Genomic DNA, 21,270 nt, shown 5'->3' on the forward strand with positions numbered 1-21,270 from the left:
TCGTTGCGCCGCGACTCAGCGCTGTACCATCACCGCGAACCAGCCCCAGCCGCGAATGCGTTCGGCGATGAGTTTCACGCTGGTCAGCATCGGCACCGCCAGCAAGGCCCCGGGAATTCCCCACAGCCAGCCCCAGATCAGCAGCCACAGCAGAATCGCGATCGGACTGACGCGCATGCGCCGGCCCAGCACCATCGGCGTGATCAGGTTGCCCTCGACGATGGTGAAGCCGATAAAGCACAACGCCGGCAGCATCGCCTGACCGAGCTGATCGAAATGCACCAGACCCACCATCATCAGAATCGTGGTGGTGGTGATCGCGCCGACATAGGGAATGTAATTGGCCATCATGGCGACCGTGCCCCACAGCAGCGGATCGGGCATGTTCAGCCACCACAGCATGCCGGCGGTAAACAGCCCCAGGCTCAGGTTGATCAACGAGGTGGTGAGGATGTAACGCGACACCTCGGTCTGGATGCTGCGCACGATCACCACCGCGTGCCGCTTGGCGTGGAAATCCGGCACGATTTCCACCAGCCGCCTGAGCAAGGTGTCGCCGAATACCAGAAAAAAGAACACCAGCAGGGTCACCGTCAGCATGGCGGCCAGCACGGCGGGCGCCTTGGCCAGCACATCCCACGTACTGATCGACACGGCGGCCGCCGCCGCTGCAGGATGGGCGCGCGATGGCGGCCCGTTCACCAGATTCTGGGTCGCGCGGTTGGCCATCTCGAAGGGTGCGGTAATGGTGCGGAACTTCGGCAACAGTTCTTTCATGGTGGCCGGCGCGCCCTGGATCCAGCCCATCGCCGGCTGCGCCACCTTGCTCACGCCGAATCCGAGCGAGCCGACCAGCGCCAGCATCAGCACACTGGCACACAGCCAGCGCGGCAGGCCGCGACGCGAGCCAGCGGCCACGATGGGATTCAGCGCCAGCCCCAGGAACGCTGCCAGCACCAGCGGAATCAACAGCGACTTAGTCAGCGTGACGGTATACATCAGCGCCAGCAGCAGCATGCTGTTCAATATCACCCGGATGGCGCGCAGATGTCGCAGCGTGCCGCGCGTCGTCTGCAACCCCCGACTGTGCGCACTCGACGCATAGCCAATCGATTCGTCGCTATCGACCGGAAGTGGAGCCACATCGCTGCGGTCTCTGACGGGCTCGTCGTGCGATGGCAGATGGCCGGGCTCGTTCATCGGACCGTACCCGTGGGCAGTGCGCGATCGAACGATGAAAATAGCGACGATGACGACAGCGTCGGCCCTTGTCTGACCGATGTCCGCGTCATCGCCGTCGTCATGAGGATCGACTGCTGTCGATATCCGCAGCCGATGAGTCGCCCGAGGCGTCGGCGCCCGAATCGGCCGCGCTCGATCCAAACGACCCCAGCTCGGAAACCAGTCGCACGCCGTAGGCCACCGTCTCGGCCAAGCCACCGCTGAGCAAGGATCCCAGGCCAGGAATCCGCAGTGGATGCACGTTGAGACGCCCAAGCACGAAGCCTGCGCCAGCCGCCGCACCCACCGTCGTCAGCGGATAGCGCTGGCCCCGGGCCAGCAGCAGTGCGGCCGGGGGACTGAGCTCGCTGCGGGCGAGCTTCATTTCCGACTGCGCGGCGCGTACCTTGGCCAACTGCTTGAACAGGCTCATGGATTGCCCTCCCGCTCGGACGCATTGTTGCCACGCTCGCTTTTCCGTGGATCGCCGGCGAGCAGGTCGTCCTTCAAGGTTTCCGCCTTGCGCACCAGATCATCCTTCACCCGCGCCACGTCCGCCTTGATGCGCTCGACATCGATTTCCTCGCGCGCCTTGGCCACGGTGTCGCGCATCATCCCGCGCCATTCGCCGCGTGTCACCGGCAGACTCATCCAGTGCATGCAGCGGCGGAACAACAGAATTGAGCCCAGCAGAAAGATCAACTGCAGCACGCATAGGCCCAGCAGCGCCAGCACCCACGAGCCAAACCATTTCGCCAACAGCAGGCCGACAAAGGCGAGCAGGCTCAGGCCAAGCCCGACGCCGGCCACCATTGCGGCCAATCCGGCAATCAGCATCCACGACACGGCCGTGCGTGCCAGGCCGAGTTCGGCGGCCAGCAGATGCATCTGGGCGCCGAACAGATGCCTGACCGCACGACCGAGCTGGCCCAGTTCGGCAAACAGTCCAGACGGAAGCGGCGCCGTTTCTGGCGCCGCGGTTCCGGGTTCCGATGTCGTTTGCTGCATTCCCTGCCCCTAAGTCGGCGAGATCAACGACGCAGAATGCGGCCGAGCAGCCAGCCGGCACCCAGCGCGATGGCGACAGACTGCACCGGCTTTTCGCGCACATAATCGCGCGCCACTTCCAGCCACTCGTCGGCGCGCTCGCGCGTCTGGTCGTAGACCTCGCGACCCCGCTCGCCGATTTCCACCGCCTTGTCGGTCGTGCGGTTGGCCACATCGGCCACTTTGTCCGTCGCGCGATGCAGGCCTTCTTCGACCGAATCGGCCGCGCGATCCACGACTTCCTTGGTGCTGGCGACGGCGCTGGATGTCGCCTGTTTGACGCGTTCGGCGCTCTCGTCGATACGGTTGCCGACCAATTCTTCAGGGGTCTGTACGTGCTTGTTCATGGGTAACTCCGTTTAGGGGCGTTCGGGGAGGCAATGCTTCGACACATCTGTCTGTTGGCGCAAGGAGAGTGCGTGCCTAGACGTCACTCTCGCAAGCGCACGGTCTTGTCATCGCGCGCGGCGGAAGAAGGCAAGGATCGCAAAGATCAGAAAGATGACGAAAAGAATCTTTGCAATGCCTGCGGCGGCGCCGGCAATGCCGCCGAAACCCAGTACGGCGGCGATGATCGCGATAACCAGAAAAACCAGTGCGTAGTGAAGCATGGCGTTGTCCTCTTGAATGGGAGCCAAAGTCAGGCCCGTGGCTCGCCGCCGAGGTGGCTTGCCGGGTGGGGGTCAGCCATTCACCCATAGAATCCGCCATGCGAGCGTGAAGGGAAATCCCGTGTATCTGCACGCCGCGGCGACGTCGGCTAGGGCGGGCGCCAACGGACAGGCCTTTCCTATCGCCCTTCGACGACCGCCATCGAAGGTTTCGCCACTCGCTGACCGCTGCCGTTCTAGGGCTTATAGGTGACCCGATACACGGCGCCGGCCAAGTCATCGCTGACCAGCAAGCTGCCGTCGGGCAGCGGCTGCACGTCGGCCGGGCGACCCCACGCCTGCTCGTTCGGCGCAAAGCCGGTGATCAGCGGCTCATACGACAGCACCTTGCTGCCCTGCAGATGCACCGTCATCACACGGTAGCCGGACTTTTTCGTGCGGTTCCAGGAGCCGTGTTCGGCCACGATGATGGCGCCCTTGTAGCTCGCCGGAAACTGGCGACCCTCGTAAAAACGCATGCCCAGCGCCGCCACGTGTGCGCCCAGCTTCAACACCGGCGGAGCATAGTCGCTGCAGCGCTTGTCCTGGCCGAACTCGGGGTCGAGCGTGTCGCCCTGATGACAGTACGGGAAACCAAAGTGCTCGCCGGGTCTGGTGATGCGATTGAGCTCGTCACTGGGCAGATCATCGCCAAGCATGTCGCGGCCATTGTCGGTAAACCACAGCTGGCCGGTGCCCGGCTGCCAGTCGAAGCCGACCGAATTGCGGATGCCGCGCGCCACGTCTTCCATGCCGCTGCCGTCGGCGTTCATGCGGATGAGCTTGCCGTGGTCGGGGCCCGGATCACAGACGTTGCACGGCGCGCCGATAGGCACGTAAAGCTTGCCGTCCGGGCCGAGGGCGAGGAACTTGCTGCCGTGGTGCGTTTCGGTCGGCAGCTTGTCGGTGACTACCTCCGGCGCCGGTGGGTCATCGAGATGGTTCTCGATATCGCGCAGCACGACGATACGGCTGACCGCCGAAATGTAGAGATCGCCGTTCTTGAAGGCCACCCCGATCGGCGACTCCAGAGCGCTGGCGACCACGCGTACCTTGTCGGCCACCCCAGCGCCCTTGCTGTCGGTCAGCGCGTAAACCTTGCCGGCGTCGCCGGAGCCGACGAAGACGGTACCCTTCGCGCCCAGGGCGATCTCCCGCGCATTCGCCACCTGATCGGAATACAGCGCGATATGGAAACCCGGCGGTAGGGTCAGCTGCTCCAGCGGCGAAGCGGCCTGCACCTGCATGGCCAGCCAACTCAACAACAGAAAAAGCGCCATTCGCATTGCCATGCTCTACTCCGACTCACGCTCACTAGCTGCAACCTGAACCTTATCCAGAGACACATCACACTGCGGTGACAGTGCGTTCGATCTGACCGCCGTGGGTGCGGTTCTCCAGTGCCGAAATCGGACAGACCATCGTCAGCGCAATATTCGACGCCGTCAACAACAATGCGCAGCTGGATAGATAGAGCCCGAGATCATGCTTCGGTCAGTTATCGATGACGCAGTTTGCGCATCCATGAAACGGCGGCTCGCCAAACACGTTACGCTTAGCGGATTCTTTCATTGCTTCATGGAAAACGCTTGGAACCCGCAGCTTATATCGAGATGGCCGAGATCCAGTCGCGACATTGGTGGTTCACCGGAAGACGCGCCATTCTCACATCCACCATTCGACAGCTGAGGTTGCCCAGCAACGCGCGCATTCTGGAGATAGGTTGCGGCACCGGCGGCAATCTGGACATGCTGGCAACTTTTGGCGAGGTGAGCGCTTTCGACATGGAGGAAAGCGCGCGAGTGCTTGCCGACAAAAAGACCGGCGGTACGCATGATATCCGCGCCGGTCACTGTCCGGACAATATCCCGTTCCAGGGCGAGCGTTTTGATCTGATCTGCCTGTTCGACGTGCTGGAGCACATCGAACAGGATACCGAGACGCTGGCCGCGATCCATTCGCTGCTGGCGGACAACGGCCGGATCCTGGTCACGATTCCCGCATACGACTGGCTGTACGGTGCTCACGACAAATTTCTGCATCACCATCGGCGCTACTCAGCGCGCGAAATACGGCAGCGCGTTCATGCAACCGGCTATCGACTGGTGCGGCTTTCTCACTTCAATACGCTGCTGTTTCCGCTCGCTGCCATCGTGCGGGTGAAGGAACGCCTGCTTGGCAGCAAGGTCGCCGCCGGCAGCCGCGTTCCGCCTGAACCGATCAATGGCCTGCTGCGGACTATCTTCGCCGCCGAGCGCACCTGGCTGAAGCACTTCGATCTACCGTTCGGCGTTTCCTTGCTATGTGTGCTCGAGAAAGCCTAGCGGAGTAGTGATCTTTCGATGATATCGGCGGCAGTCGATGCGCCGCATTCGCCGCGAGAACTCGCCGCGCAAATCCTGCCTTGCTGTGTATAAGTGTCATCGGCGAGAAGCCGCTTTAAGAGTGGTGCTGCGTGGTTTTCGCGATAGCTTGCCGCCGGCAAAATTTCCGCCACGCCCAGCCGCTTCAGTCGGGCCGCGTTATCGGGCTGGTCGAAGCCGTGCGGTACCACCAGCATCGGCTTGCCGGCGTAGAGCGCTTCACTGCTGGTACCGATGCCGCCGTGATGGATGATGACGGAGGCGCATGGAAACAGTGCCGCATGCGGTGCGTAGTCGACGGCATGGATGCTTGCCGGCAAATCCGCTGGCAGCTTCGCGCGCATTTCCGCTGAGCCGGTGAGTAGCACGGCGCGCTGACTCAGCCCCAGGGCGGCCGCAAGACTTTCGCGCAGAAAGTCCGCGCCCATATGCACCGCCGTCGACCCGAGCGTGAATACCAGTGGAGCGGGGCCTGCGTCGAGAAACGCGCGTAACGGACGATCGAGCTCGGCCGTTTGGACGTAGCGCGCGAAGCCGGTGACGTGCGCTTGGGCCGGCCAATCCGGCTGCGGCTGGCCAAGCAACGGAGAAAACAAGGCCAGCACTCCCTGCGGCGCGTGCTGGCCCCGATGAAACGGATCGCCCAGCGGCGATACCGGGGGCAAGCCGAGCGAACGGCGAAAGTCGCGTACCGGCGCCGTCCATCCCTGCGTAATGCGGCGTGCTAGCCCTTGCAGCCAGCGACCGCGGCGCGCCGCGCCGCGCATGAGGGGGTCCAGCAGAGCTATCCCTGTTGCCGGCGGATCGTATGCCGATAGAAAGCCCGCCGGTGCCAGCACCGCGGATAGCCAGCACAGCTTGCCCGCCGCGTTCAGCTGTTCGCCCAGTATCTGTGCGGCGAAAGCCAATGTCGTGGTGATCATCACGTCGGCATTGGCAACGATTGGGGCGAGTTTTTCGTAACTGGCCCGCACATCCTTCGCGGCAAAGTCGTGCACCACAAAGCGCGGACCGCGCCAGCGATCGAATGCACGAGCAATGAAGGCTTCGCGGTCTTCGGGTTCGGGAATGCCACTGGCATCGGCAAAGTCGAGGCCCGCCTGCTCGATCGTCGCCTGATGAATACCGTGCGTTGCGATGGCGACGCGATGCCCGCGCGCGCTCAGCTCCTGGCCGATGGCGAGAAAAGGGAAGAGATCGCCCAGCGAGCCGACGGTGGCGATGACGATACGGGCGTGGCGCATGGGCGATGGCATCGACTCGAAACGAAGGGCAGCATAGCGTGTAAGCCATGGCGACCATTGACCCCTGCGGCGATGGCGGCAATGCTTCGTCATTCGCCATCGAAGGCGATTCGCCCCGGATCAACCATGTCCAATCTCGCACTGTTTCACCTCGCCTTTCCTGTGACGTCGCTGGTCAACGCACGCCGTTTTTATGGCGAGCTGTTGGGCTGTCCGGAAGGACGTTCCAGCGAGACATGGGTGGATTTCGATTTTCACGGTCATCAAATCGTGGCGCATCTGGCGCCGGAGGAATGGGGCAACGTGGCGGCTCACGATGTCGACGGCGACAACGTGCCGGTGCGCCACTTCGGTCTGGTGCTGTCGATGGAGGAGTGGCAAGCGCTGGCCGACCGGCTGCGCGCTGCCGACACGCATTTCGTGATCGAGCCGCACGTGCGCTTCCAGGGTCAGCCCGGCGAGCAGGCCACGATGTTTCTGCGCGATCCGTGTGGCAATGCGCTGGAGTTCAAGGCTTTCGCCGACCGCTCCAAGCTGTTTGCGAAATAGGGCCGACGATGGAAGCCGAAGACCTGCAGCGACTGGTGACCGTGACCATGCCTTTCGGCAAGTATCAGGGCCGGCTGATCGCCGACCTGCCCGGCGCCTATCTGGCGTGGTTCGCCCGTAAGGGCTTTCCCAAGGGTGAGTTGGGCCGATTGCTGGCGCTGATGCTGGAGCTCGACCATAACGGGCTGTCGTCATTGCTGGAGCCGCTGCGCAAGCGGTAGTCGTGCGCGCGCGCTTTGGGCGTATCCTGCAAGGCACGGTCGAGGATGTTCAGGCCGATCGTCTGAATGATCGACCGCTGCAACCTTCCTCCTCCGCGTCCGGTCGAGACTGCCCGCAAGGGCGCTGGCGCCATCGAGCGCACGACCAGAGCACCCCGCGACCATGCTGCCCCGCGAGTTCGACGCCGCGACGAGAGCACTCGCCGCGGATGGCTGGTGCGTCATCGAGAACCTGATGACCGACGTGCAAACGCAGGCGTTGGCCAGCGAGTGCACCGCGATGCACACCTCGCGTTTGCTGATGCCGGCGGCGACGGGCCTCGATCGTGCCCTGACCCTGTTGCGCGGCGACAGCACGCGGTGGTTTGAATCCAGAAACTTGAGCGCACCGCAGCAAGCGTTCGTGGATCGAATCGACGCGTTGCGCATCGCGCTCAGCCGCCGCCTGCTGTTGGGTCTGGTCGACAGCGAATCGCAGTACGCGGTGTATCCCTCCGGCGCCGGCTACGCGCGACATCTGGATCAACTCCACCAGAGCGATGCTCGGGTAGTGTCTGCCGTGTTCTATCTCAACGCGAACTGGCTGGACGTCGAAGGCGGTGCGCTGCGGCTATACCTCGCCGATGCCTCTCACCGCGATATCTATCCACGCGCCGGCACACTCGTGCTGTTTCTGTCGGCGCAGTTCGAGCACGAGGTGCTGCCGGCGACGCGCCAGCGCATGAGCATCGCGTGCTGGATGCGGCAGCGCGCGGTTCCCGTCGGTCACTGATCCTTCGGGACGGTCGGCCCGATCAGCTCGATCTCGGCCAGGGCTCTGGCCGAACCGTGGGCTGCCGGAAAGCTCAGACGATAATATGTGTAACTACCCGGCTGTCGAATGCCGAACACGCGCGTCTGGCGAGGCGAGGAAAATGTTTCGTTCTTGCGCGTATCCAGACGATGCCAATGCTCGCCGTCGCCGGACGCATCCAGCTGCCAGTCCGAAGGGGCGGCAGCCGTTGCCCCGGAGGTCAACGTAAGCATCGCCACTTCACGCGCCTGCGGGAAATGCCAGCTCACGGTCGACGCGCCGACGGGCAGCGTGGCTTCCGTATCGGAGTCGTTGTCGAACAGCGCATCGAGTTTTTGCATCGCCGGTCGGCTGCTCGCTTTGCCCTGACCGATCCCGGTGAGATCGCGCATCGGCTGCGGCTTCCGGCCTTCGGCGGTGAGCGATGCCGGCAGGGACGAGACGTCGCTGCCCCACGCCGAGGGCTTTGGACCCATCACGAAATCCAGCGTCGCGCCCTGGGCCAGCAGCTCATGCGGCAAGCTCAGCTTATTCCACGGCTGGCCGTTCACCTGCAGGCTCTGGATATAGCGGTTGGTGTCGCTGACCGCCGGCGCATCGATCACGATGTGTTTGCCGTTTTCCAGCCGGACGTCCATATGCGGAAAGTACGGCGCGCCGATGACGTACTCCGGCGAGCCCATGCGCAGCGGATAGAAGCCCGCAGCGCTGAACACATACCACGCGGACATCTCGCCGTTGTCCTCGTCGCCCGGATAGCCCTGGCCGATCTCGCTGCCCACGTAGAGACGCGACAGCGCATCGCGCACCTTGTCCTGCGTCTTCCACGGCTGGCCGGCGAGGTCGTACATGTACAGGATGTGGTGCGACGGCTGGTTGCTGTGGCCGTACTGGCCCATGCGCACGTCGCGCGCCTCGAGCATCTCGTGAATCGGCTCGCCGTAGCTGCCGACATGGAAGTTGCCCGGCGTGGCGAAGAACGCGTCGAGCTTGGCGGCCAGCCCCGCGCGGCCACCGTACAGTGCCGCCAGGCCGGCGCCGTCCTGCGGCGCATGAAAGGCCATGTTCCATGCATCGGTCTCGGTGTAGTCGCCACCCCAGCGGATCGGGTCGAAATCCGCTTTGCCATAGCGCCATTGCCCATTGGATGCGCGACCGACGAAAAAACCGACGTCGGCGTCGAACAGATTGACGTAGTCGAGCCCGCGGTTGCGGTAGTAGAGCGCGTCATCGGCGTAGTAAGCCGCGTACGGATCGTTGGCCGCATGCTGCGTCGTCAGCGCATCGGCGAGGTTGCCGATGGCGAAGTCGTTGATATAGCCGTCCATCGACCACGACAGGCCCTCGTCCACGCCGGTGTCGGTATAGCCGTTGAAGATCGAGCGCTGCAGGCCCTTGCGGCCGGTGCCCGCGAGCGGACTGACAACCGACGCATCCTTCAGCGCGGACTGATAGAACGAGGCCACATCGAAATTGCGCACGCCCTTCAGCCACGCGTCGGCGAAGGCCACGTCGGCGCTGGTACCGACCATCAGGTCGGCATAGCCCGGCGAGGACCAGCGCGCGATCCAGCCGCCGTCGCGATACTGCTGCACGAAGCCGTCGATCATCTCGCCGGCCTGCGTCGGCGTGAGCAGGACGTAGGCCGGCCACGCCGTGCGATACGTGTCCCAGAAGCCGTTGTTGACGAAGTCCTTGCCGTCGACGATGCGCGCGCCGGTCCGGGTCGGCGTGTCGGCCGCTACCGGCGCCGAGAACGGGCTGGCGTAGCGGTACACCGGCTGCGCGGCGCTGCCGGTGTTTTCATAGGCCTCGTTCGGGTATAGAAAGAGCCGATAGAGGTTGGAGTACAGCGTGGTCTTTTCGTCGCGGCTGGCGCCCTCGACCTGCACCGCACCAAGCAGCGCATTCCAGGCCTGCGCCGCGCGATCACGCACGGTTTCCAGCGTATCGTTCGGCGCGATTTCCAGCGCGAGGTTGTGCCTGGCCTGGTCCAGGCTGATCAGCGAGGTGGCGACGCGCAGGGTGAGCACTTTATTGATGCGGGTATCGAAACCCAACCACGCGGCCACGTGATCGCGCCCCGCGCCGGTCAGTCGGCCGCTGCGCAGCACGGGCCGATCGACCGTGCCGTAGAAGAACAGCCGACCCGCGCCGGTGCTCAACCGGCTTTTGACATCCGAATAGCCGCTGAAGCTTCGACCCGACGCGTCCAGCATGATACCGCCGTGGTCGTTGAGATTATCGAACAACAGCTGCGACGTCGCGCCGGTGAAGGTAAAGCGGAACATCGCCGCGTGATCGGTCGGCGCCATCTCGGTGACCATACCGTTGTCGAACGCCACGCGGTAATCGTGTGCATGCGCGGTTTCATTGCCATGCGTGAAGCCCAGCGAACGCGCGGCGCGATCGAGCAGCGGCACACCGCTGGCCTGCGCTTCGGGCATCAGCTGCAGCGTTTGCCGCTCGCCCATCCACGGGCTGGGCTCGTGCGACAGCTGAAAGGCCTGCAGGCGCGGGTGATTGTCCGGCCCATTGTGGTCCTGATACTGGTACAGCCAGTTGGAACCGGCATCGGTCACCGGCGTCCAGAAATTGAAACCGTGCGGCAGCGCCATCGCAGGAAAGACGTTGCCGCGCGAGAAGTTGAAGTTGGCGTTGCTGCCCCGGCGCGTATCGACGAAGTCGGCCGGCTGACGGCGCGAATCCGGCGCCTCGCTGCCGACGCGGATATCGTCGACATACCCTTCGATATCGGCGGCAGGGCCATCGTGATCGAGCAAAATCTGCGTGACGCGTCGACCCGCCGCGACGCGGCCAAGGTCGATCGAAACGACATTCCACTGGTCCGGATACAGCACGCGGCCTTCGCCCTGCCCGCGTGCGTCTGCCGGAATACGATGCTGATCGAGCGCACCGCGAGTCGACAGCCGACTGCCGTCGTCGAACAGCAGATCCACCGCGACATAGTTGGCAGGGTTGCGCAGGTCGTCGCCGGCGTGCTGCGGAAAGATCACGTATGAGAGCTGCGTATCCGCGCGCACCGGCACATCGACATCAAACAGCTTTTGCTGCTGGCCGCCGCCGCTGTTGCCTCGATAGTGCAGCGAATGCAGGCCGGTGAAACCCGCATCGGGCTTGGCCGTAAGGACGACATTCTTGGCGGGACCGCCGTCGACCCGCGCGCCGAACGCCGCGCCCGGCGGCGCGACGACGGGCGCCGGCTGGCCGGCTTCGAACGAGGTCTGAAAGCTGTCGACGGTGGATCGGGCGAACGCCGCGCTGCCGGCCAGCATCGCGCCGGTGATGATTGTCGCGACCGTGACCACGCCGCGCCATGTGCGGCGCGATGCCGATACCTTCATGCCGAATCCTCCAGGATTTTCCACTTATCTGCAGTCGTTCGCGGCGTGGCGCCACACCGTGGCAAGCCGACGCGCATCGAACGGAGAATCTGGAGTGGAAGCGATCGCGACGGCACTGTCAAACCGCAGCGCGGCATCGAACACGGGAGGGCTCTCAGCCGATACCGGCGACCGCGCTGTCCGCAATGGCGTTGAAGCGGTCGGCGATGTAATCGTCGGTGAAACTGGTCATACCCCAGTTGCGGATAAAGCCGCAGTGGCCGCCGTAGCGCGAAATATCCAGTTCGATATTCGGCGGCAGCTGCAGCTCTCTGAACGCATTGATCGGGATCACCGGATCATCTTCCGCAGTGAGAATGGTGGCCGGAATCTGCATGCCGGCCAGCGCGCTGCCGGCGACCGAATAACCGTCCAGATATTCTTCCAGCGAGCCGAAGTCGGTGTGCCGAAGCACCAGCGCTTCGGTGAGTCCACGCATGTTCTGCTTCAGCTCGGACAGCTCGAAATACTGCTGCTGCGGAAACGCGGCCTGCTTGGCGCGCAGGGAGTGCCGCCACTTCTGCATGAAATACGCGTTGTAGAACCAGCGTGCCTTGCGCTCCAGCGAGAACAGGCCCTCGGCGGGATCGATGATCGGACAGACTGCCAGCGCATACGAAAGCGGAATACCGCGGCTCGGCGCGGCCAGCGCCGCGCGCAAAGCAAAGTTGCCGCCCAGCGAGAACCCGGCCAGCGCCATCGGCCGCGACGGCCAGCGGCTGGCGATATCGCCCAGCGCGTGGATCACTTCGTCGATGCGGTTGGAGTGGAACAGCGCTTCGTTGAAGGCAAAGCTTTCGCCGTGATCTCGGAAGTTCAGCCGGAAGATGTCCCAGCCGTCGCGCAGCAGGCGGCTGCCCGTCTGCAGCACGTAAGTGGAATCCACGCTGCCTTCCCAACCGTGAAACAGCACGGCCAGGCCGCGCGATTGCGGATGGGTTTTCTGCGCCGTGTAGGCGCCAGTCAAGCGCACGCCGTCGCCGCCGTCGACGATCATCGGCTCGGCACCGATCAGCACGGTTTTCGCGGCACGGGGCAGCAGATAGCGACGTACGCCGCTGGAGGAAAGAAGGGTCTGCACGTGGCCGCTGCGCAGCGGCCACGGCGGATTGAAATCGGCGCCGCGCAGCAGTTTGGAACGAAACACGCTCATGCGGCCGCTTTACTCGCCGCGGCCCCGCCAAGCGCCGCTTCGATACGCTCGCGCGACAGCTCGGCCATGCGGCGACGCGCATCGGGCGAGGCCGGCACGGCGGCCAGAAAATGCACCTCGGCATCCATCGGCGCCTCGCCGAGCAGACGCACGATGTTGTGCACAAAACTTTCGTTGACGCGGAAGCCGGCATCGATGATGCGTACACCGTTGCGTGCAAAGCGCAGGGCCACCGGCTGTACCGGCACGTTGGCGTCCAGCGCCGCCTGGAAGATCCGCGCATGAAAAACCTTCAGCACGCCGTTGTAGCCGCTGCCGCCTTCCGGAAACACGGCCACCGAACGGCCGCCGCGCAGGCGCTCGACCATCACCTGCATCACCGACGAAAGCGAATGGTTGTTGCCGCGGCGATGAAAAATGGTGCCCGCGCAGGCCGCCATCCAGCCGACCAGCGGCCAGCGCGCGATTTCCGACTTGGCCACGAAGCACGCGGCGCGCTGGCTGTGCAGCATGACAATGTCGATCCACGAGGTGTGGTTGGCGACGAACAGCACCGCGTCGGGCATCGGCTGACCGATGCGCACCGAATGCATGCCGAAGATCCGCAGCAGCATGCGCGACCACCAGCGGATCAGCCGATGCGAAAACGGCTCGTGGCCGTTACGCATTACGGCGAAGCGATTCCAAGTGACGGTCATCGCCAGCGCGATGCCCAGCACGATGTGGGCGAGCAGCAGCGGCACGCGCCAGAGGTAGCGCAGCGGGCGCAGGCGATCGGGCATGGTGGCGGTCGTGGTGGCGGTGCTCATGAGTCGGTTAGTTTAGCGTTAATCAGCGAGCGCTTGAATGTTCAAAGTTTCACTTGCGTCAGCGGCAACGAAGGCGAGCGCTTGACCGTGCGCAAGACGAAACTGGAGTTGACGTCGGCGACGCCGGCAGCATTGAGCAGATGGTCGAGCAGGAAACGCGAGAAGTCCTGCAGGTCGGCTACGTGGACATGCAGCAGGTAGTCCATGTCGCCGGTCAGCGCGTGACAGGCCACGACTTCGTCCCAGCCGTTGACGCGCTCGACGAAGCTCTCGATCGCCGAACTTTCGTGCTTGGTCAGCTGCACGCGCACGAAGGCCTGCAAACCCAACCCGACGGCCTGCGGATCGACCTGCGCTGCGTAGCCGGTGATGATCTTGTCCGACTCCAGCCGCTGCAATCGGCGCAGGCACGCCGAGGCCGACAGGCTCACGCGCTCGGCCAGTTCGGCGTTGGTGATGCGGCCTTCGCCCTGCAGCACGGCCAGCATGCGAAGATCGGTGCGGTCCAGGGCCATCATGTGCACGATACCTGCCGTATTTATCTTTCTTTAGCAATAATAGTGCATGTAGAGCCCGATATCGAGCAACTAAACAAGCTTCATGTGCGGTTTCGGCCGTAGACTATCGACTCAACCGAAACTGCTGCCACCCGGAGTGCGCCATGGACACCCCTCGCCGCGTCGAACACCAACAGACCGATCGTGGTTATGTACCGGTGTATGCCACGGGCGTGGTCGAACAACCCTGGGCCAGCTATTCGCGCACCGATCATGAAGTGTGGGACACGCTGTACAAGCGTCAGCGCGAGATGCTGCCCGGTCGCGCCTGCGCGGAATTCCTGGCCGGCGTCGAACGCTTCGGTCTGGGCGATGGCGGCATTCCGAAATTCGCCGACCTCAACAAGGTGCTGGGCGAAGCCACCGACTGGGAAGTGGTGGCGGTGGAAGGGCTGCTGCCGGACGAGGTGTTTTTCGATCACCTGGCCAATCGCCGCTTTCCGGTGAGCTGGTGGATCCGCAAGCCCGACCAGCTCGATTACCTCAGCGAGCCTGACCTGTTCCACGACCTGTTCGGCCACGTGCCGCTGCTGCTCAACCCGGTGTTCGCCGACTACATGCAGGCCTATGGCCGCGGCGGCATGAAGGCGTTTGCGATCGGTCCGGACGCGCTGATGAACCTCACGCGGCTGTACTGGTACTCGGTCGAATTCGGCCTGATCAACACCAGCGAAGGCATGCGCATCTATGGCGCCGGCATCGTCAGCTCGAAAGGCGAGTCGATCTATTCGCTGGATTCAGCCGCGCCTAACCGCATCGGCTTCGATCTGGAGCGCGTGATGAATACGCGCTACCGCATCGATACATTCCAGCAGACCTACTTCGTGATCGACAGCTTTGAGCAGCTGTTCGAAGCGACCCATCCGGACTTCACGCCGATCTATGCCCGCCTCAAGCAGCGGCCGACGCACAACGCCGGCGATGTGCTCGGCGATGAGCGCGTGTTTACCCGCGGCACGCGCGAAGGGTTTGCCACAAACGACGACGCCTGAGACCGGGCTCGCCACTGGCGGGCTCTCAGCGCGGCACGGCATCGCCTCGTTGCCTGTCGACCCAAGGTCTGATGATGCCGATCCACAGCGCATAGCCGGTGCGGTTCATGTGCAGGCCATCGTCGCCGAACCACTTCGGCTGCGGCTGGCCGTCGGCGCCGAGCATGGGCGTATAGACGTCCAGATAGGTCACTTGCTTCTGCGTGGCTGCATAGGCTTTGATCAAGGCATTCGCCTCGCTCACTTTAGGCAACAGCACCTTGCGCGCCATGCTCGGCTTGATCGCGACGAACGCGATCGGCACACCGGGGTCGACCGACCTGACCTTGCGCACGAAAGCGGCAAAATCGTCGCGCACCTGCGCGGGGCTGTGACCGTCCTGCAGATCGTTGTCGCCCGCATACAGCACGACGGCGCGCGGGTGATACGGCGCCACGATGCGGTCGGCAAAGTAAGTCGAATCGGCCAGCTCCGAACCGCCGAAGCCGCGGTTGATCACGCTGAGTTCCGGGAAATCGGCCGCGAGACTTTTCCAGTGCTCGATCGAGGAGCTGCCGATAAAGAGAATCGAGCGCGGCGGCGGCGGTTGCTGCCTGTCCGCCGCTTCAAACGCCGCGATGGCCGGCTCCCATTTCGCCTGCTCCGCGGATTCAGGAACCGGCTCGCTCGCGTGTGCGAATAGCGGCAGCGCCAGCAAGAGCAGCAGCATGAACCGTCTCATTTTATATCCTCAAAGCAAGTCAAAGGCCTGCGCCAGCGCCGAGATTAGCGCGGTCGTTCCAGCTTCGAAACCCTCAGTACCATCGCGATGCGCCTGCCATCCCAGCGGTAAATCAAATGCTCGGACTGCACACACGGCGCGATCAGGTCGGGATAGAACACCGCGGCGCATTCGCCGCCGGGGTGGCGCGCGCTGTCGTAGACGATGCCGTTGGAGTTCAAATCGCGCAGTTGCCGCGCCAACCGCTGGCTCGCCGCATAACTGTCGGGGGCCTGCGCCTCGGGCCAGCCGCCGCGCAGGTCGTGCAGCTTGCCGGCGATGGCGGTGCGATAGCAACGCATCTCGATATCGCACGCCGGCTCGGCCGTAGCCGCCAGAAATTGCTGGCGGTGATAAATGGTTTCTTCTACTGCGGTCGCCACACTGTGCGCGGCGTAGAACACGCCCCAGCTGCCGTCGGAAAATCGGCTGCCCTCGGGATTGAGGTGGGTAAAGGCGGCCATCACCGGCGTGCTGCCCGGCCCGCTGATGCGGCGATCTTTCGGGATCAGCTGCAACGACCCTGCCTCTTCGCGCAAGCGCGGATTGGTCATCGCCTCGATCGCAAAGACCGCATCGAGATCGGCCGGATCGGCGATGCGGTCGTAAACGCCCACTGGCGGAAACCGGCTGGGCACGACGCGATACGCGTGGCTCCAGCGGATACGTTTGATGGGTGGCAGTGCATGGGGCATCGGAGTTTTCGTCACGCGCTATATCGCTTCAAATCGGCGCGTTGCCCTGATCGAAAAGCGTTAGCGCTGGGAAGTCCTAGCGTGGGCCAAGCGCGTATCGCCATCTGCGACGGCCCGCTCAGCCTCAGCTGACGCCCCGCTGCGCGTCCAGATACTGCCGCACCACATACAGGTCGGCGACGTTGCCGGACAGCATGCGCTGCAGCGCCGAATGACCGCCGAACAGCGGCGCCTGATTCGGCTTGTGCAGCCAGGCATCGGCCTGGGCGGCATCGGGAAACAGAATCTGCAGGTTCTTCCAGATACCGAGCAGGTAGCTGATCCGTTCGATCGTGTCTCGCCCCGGCGCACCGTCCTGCTGGCGCTTCCATTTGTAGAACGTCGACTCCGGCGGGTCGCCGAGCAGTTTGCGCTGGTCGGCGATGCGCAGATTCCAGCGGTCGGCCAGGCCAAAGAAACTGCGCAAGGCCGGGCCGCCGAGTTCATCGGCGGGAAGCGCGTGAGGCAGCGGAGTGGCCGACATTTAAATTCTCGCTGTGAAGTAATAGACAAATTTACTTTACAACAGAAGTTTACTCGGTTTTGCCCGAATCAGCGCGTCCGGACGGCCGAAACGCTTTGGATGGACGCCACCGGAACGCTATGGTCGAAGGACTTCAGAAATTCGGCTCCGGCCCGCCGTCGGCAATAAACTGGTCGACACGCTGTTCGAGCACCGGCAACGGCACCGATCCCGTGGAGAGCACGGTGTCATGGAAGTGCCGGATATCGAATTTCGCGCCGAGCGCCTTTTCCGCCTTGGCGCGCAGCTCGAGAATTTTCAGATAGCCCAGCTCGTACGAGAGCGCCTGGCCGGGCCAGCTGATGTAGCGGTCCACTTCGTTGGCGATCTCGCGGTCGGACAGCGCGGTGTTCTGCGTCATGTAGTCGATCGCCTGCTGGCGCGTCCAACCCAGGTGATGGATGCCGGTATCGACCACCAGGCGGCAGGCGCGCCACATCTGGTAGCTGAGAAAGCCGAACTGCTCGTACGGCGTCTTGTAGATGCCCATCTCGTTGCCGAGAAACTCCGAGTACAGGCCCCAACCCTCGCCATAGGCGGAGATGTAACCGTTGCGGCGAAAATCCGGCTGATCGTGCTGTTCGTCGGCCAGCTCCAGCTGCAGCGCGTGACCGGGGTAAGACTCGTGCAGGGTCAGTGCCGGCATGTTGTACAGCGGTCGCGACGGCAGGTCGTAGGTATTGACCAGATAGACGTCCGGACCGCCGCGGCCGGAGGTGTAGTACGGCGCGATCGCGTCGGGCACAGGCTCGATAGTGAAGCGCTCGCGCGGCAGATGGCCGAACAGCTTGCCCACTTTGCCGTCGACTTCTTTCGCCACCCAGGCGCTACGATCGAGCAGCTCTTGCGGCGTCTTGGCGTAGAACTGCGGGTCGGTGCGCAGAAAATGCAGGAAGTCGGCGAAGCTGCCCTTGAAGCCGGTCTGCGCCATCGTGTCGAGCATCTGCGCGTGAATCTTTGCGACCTGGTCCAACCCGATCTGGTGGATCGCATCGGGGCTCAGATCGAGCGTGGTGTACTCGTGTATCTGCTGGCGGTAATACGCCTTGCCGTCGGGCATGGCCTCGGCGGCCAGCGTGGTGCGTGCCTGCGGCACGTACACGTTGCGGAAGAACGTCAGCAGCTTGGCGTAGGCCGGAATCACATCGTCGCGGATGCGCTGCACGGCCTCGCCCTGCAGCGCCTGCGCATCGTCGGCGCCGATCGAATCCGGCAGATGTTTGAACGGCTGGTAGAACGCGCTTTCGGTGGGATCCTTGAGATCGGCAACGGCGGCGATGGACACGTCGCGCCCGTTGAGTACCGCGCGCGGCACGCTGAAACCGCGCTTGAGGCCGAGCTGCATATTGGCGATCTGCTGGTCGAAATACGCCGGGATCTGATCGAGCTTGTCGAGGTACTTGTGATAGTCGTCGACCGTGCGCAAATTGCCCCCACCCAGCTCGTAGCCCACGTCGGACCAGAACGCCGAGTCGCTGTTGAAGGGCATCTGCCAGTTGGCGAAGTGCTGGTCGGCGACGAAGTTGCCGATCTGCTCGCGGTAGACCGCGGCGTTGATGCGGTTGGCCGGCGACAGCTGGCTCGCATCGATGCCGTCGAGCTGCTTGAGCACGTGCTGCCAATATGCGAGGCGCTGTTGCTGGCTCGCGGCGTCGACATCGTCGAGGCGGCCATCGTTGGGCTGCGATTCGCCCGAGGTGCTGACGCCGGACTGGCCGGTGCGCCATGACCATTCCTGCTGATACAGATTCTGAAACGAGGTATCGGCGGTGCTCGGAGCAGCCCACGCCGGCAGGGTCAGCAGGCCGGCAATCATCGCGACCAGGATTTTTTTTGCGGCAATGTTCGTGGTCACTTTGTTCTTCATCACTTTTTTCTTCACTGCCACTGACTTCACTTAAATCCACTCCTTCAACGTTCGTTTTTAGCCGGCTTTGCCCGAAGCCTCGCTGCCGCTGGCAGCGTCTTCGACGCTCCAGTAGTCCAGCGCCGCCGCCGGTAGCTGGGGCAGCGCAGCAAGCATCAGCAATTGACGCACGGCTTCCTTCAGTCGCGCTACCCGCAATTCGATATTTCTTGCCTGCAGCCAGTCGGCGAAATCGGCGAGCGCCTCCAGCGCGCTGCTGTCGAGGTCCGGCGATTCCTCCAGGCTCAGGATCACCCGCGTCACTGGCGTGGCCGCCGCGGCTGGCCGCCGCGCATCGTTCTGCGCCAGCACGCGGGCTCGCGCCAGCGCCAGCATCGGCTCGGCGTTGGCGAAAAACAGCGGCTCCTCCGGCCGCAGAATCATCGTCCCGGCCAGCGGCAGCGCCTGCGGATGCCGCGCGATATCGACGAAATCGTGACTATCGGCCAGCCGGCCCAGCACACTCAGCCGCGGCGTAGCCAGCGTTCGCAGCAGCATCGCCAGGCTGAAGCCGATCGCCACCAGCAGGCCGTTGAGCACACCCAGCGCGATCACCGCCACTACCGCGGCCAGTGCCACCAGCCGGTCACGCCGCCATTTCAGATATGGCGCGAAGACATCCAGGCTCAGCGACTTGCTTACCGCGTGGATCACGATCGCCGCCAGCACCGGCACCGGAATCCGCTCGATCCACGGCAGACAGGTCAGTACCAGCACCAGCACGGTAGCGGCCGCGGTCAGGCCGGCCAGCCGCGACTGCGCGCCGGCGGCTTCGTTCGCCGAGCTGGCGGAATAGCCCGCCCCCACCGGCATGCCGTGGAACAGCCCGGACACCACGTTGGCCACGCCAAGCGCGGCCAGATCGCGATTGGCCGCTACCGCCTCACCGTGCTTCAAGGCAAAGCTGCGGATCGAACTGTACGACTCGGCATACAGAATCAACATCAGCGCCGCGGCGAGCTCCAGATCCGGCAGCCACTGCGCGCGATCGGGCAGCGCCGGCGCCGCCCAGCTCAGCGCCAGACGGATCACGCCGGTAAGCGCCACGCCGTGCACAGCCAGCCAGCTGGAGCCGGCGATACCCGCGACGATCACCAGCAATGTACCCGGCAGGCGCCGCAGGCGTTCGAGCAGAAACAGCAGCAGCAAGGCGGCGATGCCGCAGCCGAAACTGGGCCAATGCCATTCGCGCACGCGCCGCAGCAGCTCGACGATCAACGGCAGCAAACTCGACTGCTTCGCCGACAAACCCACCAGATTCGGCCACTGCTTGACCGCGATCACCAGCGCCAGACCGAACGCGTAACCGCGCAGCACCGGCTTGGCGATCACATTGGAAATGCCGCCCAGTCGAGCCGCACCGGCGAGAAGAAAGCACGCGCCGGTCATCAGCACCAGCAGCGCAGCGAACGCGGCGCGCAATAGCGGATCGCCGCCACCGATCGCCACGCTGGCCGCGGCCAGCACGGCCGCAGATGACGATGTCGCCGACACGATGGCGTAGCGGCTGCGTCCGATCGCACCGTAGCAGACCAGACCGGCGAACAGCGCCATGACGCCGGCCTGCGGCGGCAGACCGGCGATGCTGGAATACGCTACCGCTTCGGGCAGCAGCAGCCCCGCAATCGACAGCCCGGCCAGCAGATCGGCCGATCGCGACGGCGCGGCCGCGGCGGCCTCGCTCATGCGGCCGAACTCATACGATCAGGCCACTCCAGCCGGGCAAGTAGGCGGCTTCGTGCGTATGCGCCAGTTCCAGCGACTGCTTGAGCGCACGCTTGCCGGGCTGCTTGCCCTTTAGCTTGACCCGCGAACGCAGAAAATCGGCCCATAAAAACTCCGCGTACGGGGTGGCGTCCTTGGCGTAGCCGCCAGCCTCGCGTACCTGCGCGGACAGCGTGCGGTAAGGATCATCCGTCAAGTCGGTGAGCTTGGCGGGAAACGCGTCGTAGTCGGTGCGATGACCGTGCGCGTCGTAGGGGTGCGCCCAGCGGTTGAATTCCATCGTGCGCCAGAATACCGCGGGCTCCAGCCAGGAAAAATCCCGCTGCACCAGCACCGGCACGCTGTCGACCTTCTCCTCGATCAGGGCCAGGCCCAAATGATGATGATCGACGATGTAGATCTTGCCGCCTGGGCCGAGCACGCCGGGAAACCAGTGCCGGCCGAGCAGCTCCCTGCGCTTTTTTCTGGCGAGCTTTGCCCACTCGGCACGCTTGGCAGCCACTTCGGCATAGCCCACGGTCAGTTGGGTCGGCCGCAGGTCGGCCGGTGCCACCTGCAGCTGCGGATGATGGAGTTGCATGCGACACACCTTCGCGATTGAGTGCGTGCCAGCGTACTC

22 protein-coding genes are annotated in these 21,270 nt (G+C 64.0%); 5 read left to right on the plus strand and 17 right to left on the minus strand.

Annotation, left to right across the window (positions count from 1 at the left end):
• Positions 1 to 15: 15 nt before the first annotated feature.
• The 6 genes from HDE78_RS10395 to HDE78_RS10420 form a co-directional block, all read right to left on the minus strand.
• Complete coding sequence (locus tag HDE78_RS10395) at positions 16 to 1,200, minus strand: AI-2E family transporter (protein WP_179478979.1); 1,185 nt, start codon at positions 1,198 to 1,200, stop codon at positions 16 to 18.
• A 100-nt stretch (positions 1,201 to 1,300) separates the two neighbouring features.
• Positions 1,301 to 1,654: a hypothetical protein gene (locus HDE78_RS10400; protein ID WP_179478981.1), complete on the minus strand. Its 354-nt coding sequence runs from the start codon at positions 1,652 to 1,654 to the stop codon at positions 1,301 to 1,303.
• On the minus strand, positions 1,651 to 2,229 hold the full coding sequence (locus HDE78_RS10405; RefSeq protein WP_345776052.1) for an ABC transporter ATP-binding protein: 579 nt from the start codon (positions 2,227 to 2,229) through the stop codon (positions 1,651 to 1,653). Before HDE78_RS10405 ends, HDE78_RS10400 begins: the two co-directional genes overlap by 4 nt.
• A 23-nt stretch (positions 2,230 to 2,252) precedes the next feature.
• The gene (locus HDE78_RS10410; protein WP_179478983.1) at positions 2,253 to 2,615 is read right to left on the minus strand and encodes a DUF883 family protein; all 363 of its coding nucleotides are present in this window, start codon (positions 2,613 to 2,615) and stop codon (positions 2,253 to 2,255) included.
• A 108-nt stretch (positions 2,616 to 2,723) separates the two neighbouring features.
• Positions 2,724 to 2,879 carry a DUF1328 family protein gene (locus HDE78_RS10415; protein WP_179478985.1) on the minus strand — a complete coding sequence of 52 codons (156 nt, stop codon included), beginning with the start codon at positions 2,877 to 2,879 and terminating at the stop codon, positions 2,724 to 2,726.
• A 236-nt stretch (positions 2,880 to 3,115) separates the two neighbouring features.
• Entirely contained in the window at positions 3,116 to 4,204 is a 1,089-nt protein-coding gene (locus tag HDE78_RS10420) for a PQQ-dependent sugar dehydrogenase (protein ID WP_179479124.1), read from the minus strand.
• 303 nt (positions 4,205 to 4,507) lie between these two features.
• On the opposite strand from HDE78_RS10420, the gene HDE78_RS10425 reads away from it, so the two are divergent.
• Positions 4,508 to 5,242 carry a class I SAM-dependent methyltransferase gene (locus tag HDE78_RS10425; protein WP_179478987.1) on the plus strand — a complete coding sequence of 245 codons (735 nt, stop codon included), beginning with the start codon at positions 4,508 to 4,510 and terminating at the stop codon, positions 5,240 to 5,242.
• On the opposite strand, the gene HDE78_RS10430 is transcribed toward HDE78_RS10425, so the two are convergent.
• On the minus strand, positions 5,239 to 6,525 hold the full coding sequence (locus tag HDE78_RS10430) for a nucleotide disphospho-sugar-binding domain-containing protein (protein ID WP_179478989.1): 1,287 nt from the start codon (positions 6,523 to 6,525) through the stop codon (positions 5,239 to 5,241). The genes HDE78_RS10425 and HDE78_RS10430 overlap by 4 nt on opposite strands.
• A 126-nt stretch (positions 6,526 to 6,651) precedes the next feature.
• On the opposite strand from HDE78_RS10430, the gene HDE78_RS10435 reads away from it, so the two are divergent.
• From HDE78_RS10435 to HDE78_RS10445, 3 genes are all read left to right on the plus strand, one after another.
• Entirely contained in the window at positions 6,652 to 7,074 is a 423-nt protein-coding gene (locus tag HDE78_RS10435; RefSeq protein ID WP_179478991.1) for a VOC family protein, read from the plus strand.
• A gap of 8 nt (positions 7,075 to 7,082) precedes the next feature.
• Positions 7,083 to 7,295 (plus strand): DUF3820 family protein, encoded by a 213-nt coding sequence (locus HDE78_RS10440; protein WP_179478993.1) that lies wholly within the window; start codon positions 7,083 to 7,085, stop codon positions 7,293 to 7,295.
• Between the two features lie 163 nt (positions 7,296 to 7,458).
• Positions 7,459 to 8,067, plus strand: coding sequence for a 2OG-Fe(II) oxygenase (locus HDE78_RS10445; RefSeq protein ID WP_179478995.1), 609 nt, complete (start codon positions 7,459 to 7,461; stop codon positions 8,065 to 8,067).
• Here HDE78_RS10445 and HDE78_RS10450 read toward each other — a convergent pair.
• From HDE78_RS10450 to HDE78_RS10465, 4 genes are all read right to left on the minus strand, one after another.
• A complete protein-coding gene (locus HDE78_RS10450; protein WP_345776053.1) occupies positions 8,061 to 11,453 on the minus strand; it encodes a GH92 family glycosyl hydrolase in 3,393 nt (1,130 codons plus the stop codon). The genes HDE78_RS10445 and HDE78_RS10450 overlap by 7 nt on opposite strands.
• 154 nt (positions 11,454 to 11,607) lie before the next feature.
• Positions 11,608 to 12,645, minus strand: coding sequence for an alpha/beta fold hydrolase (locus tag HDE78_RS10455; RefSeq protein WP_179478997.1), 1,038 nt, complete (start codon positions 12,643 to 12,645; stop codon positions 11,608 to 11,610).
• Positions 12,642 to 13,454 (minus strand): lysophospholipid acyltransferase family protein, encoded by an 813-nt coding sequence (locus HDE78_RS10460; RefSeq protein WP_179478999.1) that lies wholly within the window; start codon positions 13,452 to 13,454, stop codon positions 12,642 to 12,644. Before HDE78_RS10460 ends, HDE78_RS10455 begins: the two co-directional genes overlap by 4 nt.
• A 41-nt stretch (positions 13,455 to 13,495) precedes the next feature.
• Positions 13,496 to 13,972 carry an Lrp/AsnC family transcriptional regulator gene (locus HDE78_RS10465; RefSeq protein ID WP_179479001.1) on the minus strand — a complete coding sequence of 159 codons (477 nt, stop codon included), beginning with the start codon at positions 13,970 to 13,972 and terminating at the stop codon, positions 13,496 to 13,498.
• A gap of 143 nt (positions 13,973 to 14,115) precedes the next feature.
• Between HDE78_RS10465 and phhA the strand changes: the two genes are divergently transcribed.
• Positions 14,116 to 15,003, plus strand: coding sequence for a phenylalanine 4-monooxygenase (gene phhA, locus HDE78_RS10470; RefSeq protein ID WP_179479002.1), 888 nt, complete (start codon positions 14,116 to 14,118; stop codon positions 15,001 to 15,003).
• Positions 15,004 to 15,028: 25 nt separating this feature from the next.
• Here phhA and HDE78_RS10475 read toward each other — a convergent pair whose 3' ends face one another.
• The 6 genes from HDE78_RS10475 to HDE78_RS10500 all read right to left on the minus strand — a co-directional run bounded on the left by HDE78_RS10475 (position 15,029) and on the right by HDE78_RS10500 (position 21,231).
• Positions 15,029 to 15,724, minus strand: coding sequence for an SGNH/GDSL hydrolase family protein (locus HDE78_RS10475; RefSeq protein ID WP_179479004.1), 696 nt, complete (start codon positions 15,722 to 15,724; stop codon positions 15,029 to 15,031).
• A gap of 44 nt (positions 15,725 to 15,768) precedes the next feature.
• Positions 15,769 to 16,458: an RES family NAD+ phosphorylase gene (locus HDE78_RS10480; RefSeq protein WP_179479006.1), complete on the minus strand. Its 690-nt coding sequence runs from the start codon at positions 16,456 to 16,458 to the stop codon at positions 15,769 to 15,771.
• Between the two features lie 124 nt (positions 16,459 to 16,582).
• Entirely contained in the window at positions 16,583 to 16,981 is a 399-nt protein-coding gene (locus HDE78_RS10485; protein WP_179479008.1) for an MbcA/ParS/Xre antitoxin family protein, read from the minus strand.
• 133 nt (positions 16,982 to 17,114) lie between these two features.
• Positions 17,115 to 18,836, minus strand: coding sequence for a DUF885 family protein (locus HDE78_RS10490; protein WP_255457754.1), 1,722 nt, complete (start codon positions 18,834 to 18,836; stop codon positions 17,115 to 17,117).
• 108 nt (positions 18,837 to 18,944) lie between these two features.
• Positions 18,945 to 20,612, minus strand: a complete 1,668-nt coding sequence (locus HDE78_RS10495; RefSeq protein ID WP_179479010.1) for a SulP family inorganic anion transporter — start codon at positions 20,610 to 20,612, stop codon at positions 18,945 to 18,947.
• A gap of 10 nt (positions 20,613 to 20,622) precedes the next feature.
• A complete protein-coding gene (locus HDE78_RS10500) occupies positions 20,623 to 21,231 on the minus strand; it encodes a ParB/Srx family N-terminal domain-containing protein (protein ID WP_179479012.1) in 609 nt (202 codons plus the stop codon).
• Between the last annotated feature and the right edge of the window lie 39 nt (positions 21,232 to 21,270).

It is taken from the genome of Rhodanobacter sp. K2T2 (assembly GCF_013408815.1).
In the GTDB taxonomy this organism is placed as follows: Bacteria; Pseudomonadota; Gammaproteobacteria; order Xanthomonadales; family Rhodanobacteraceae; genus Rhodanobacter.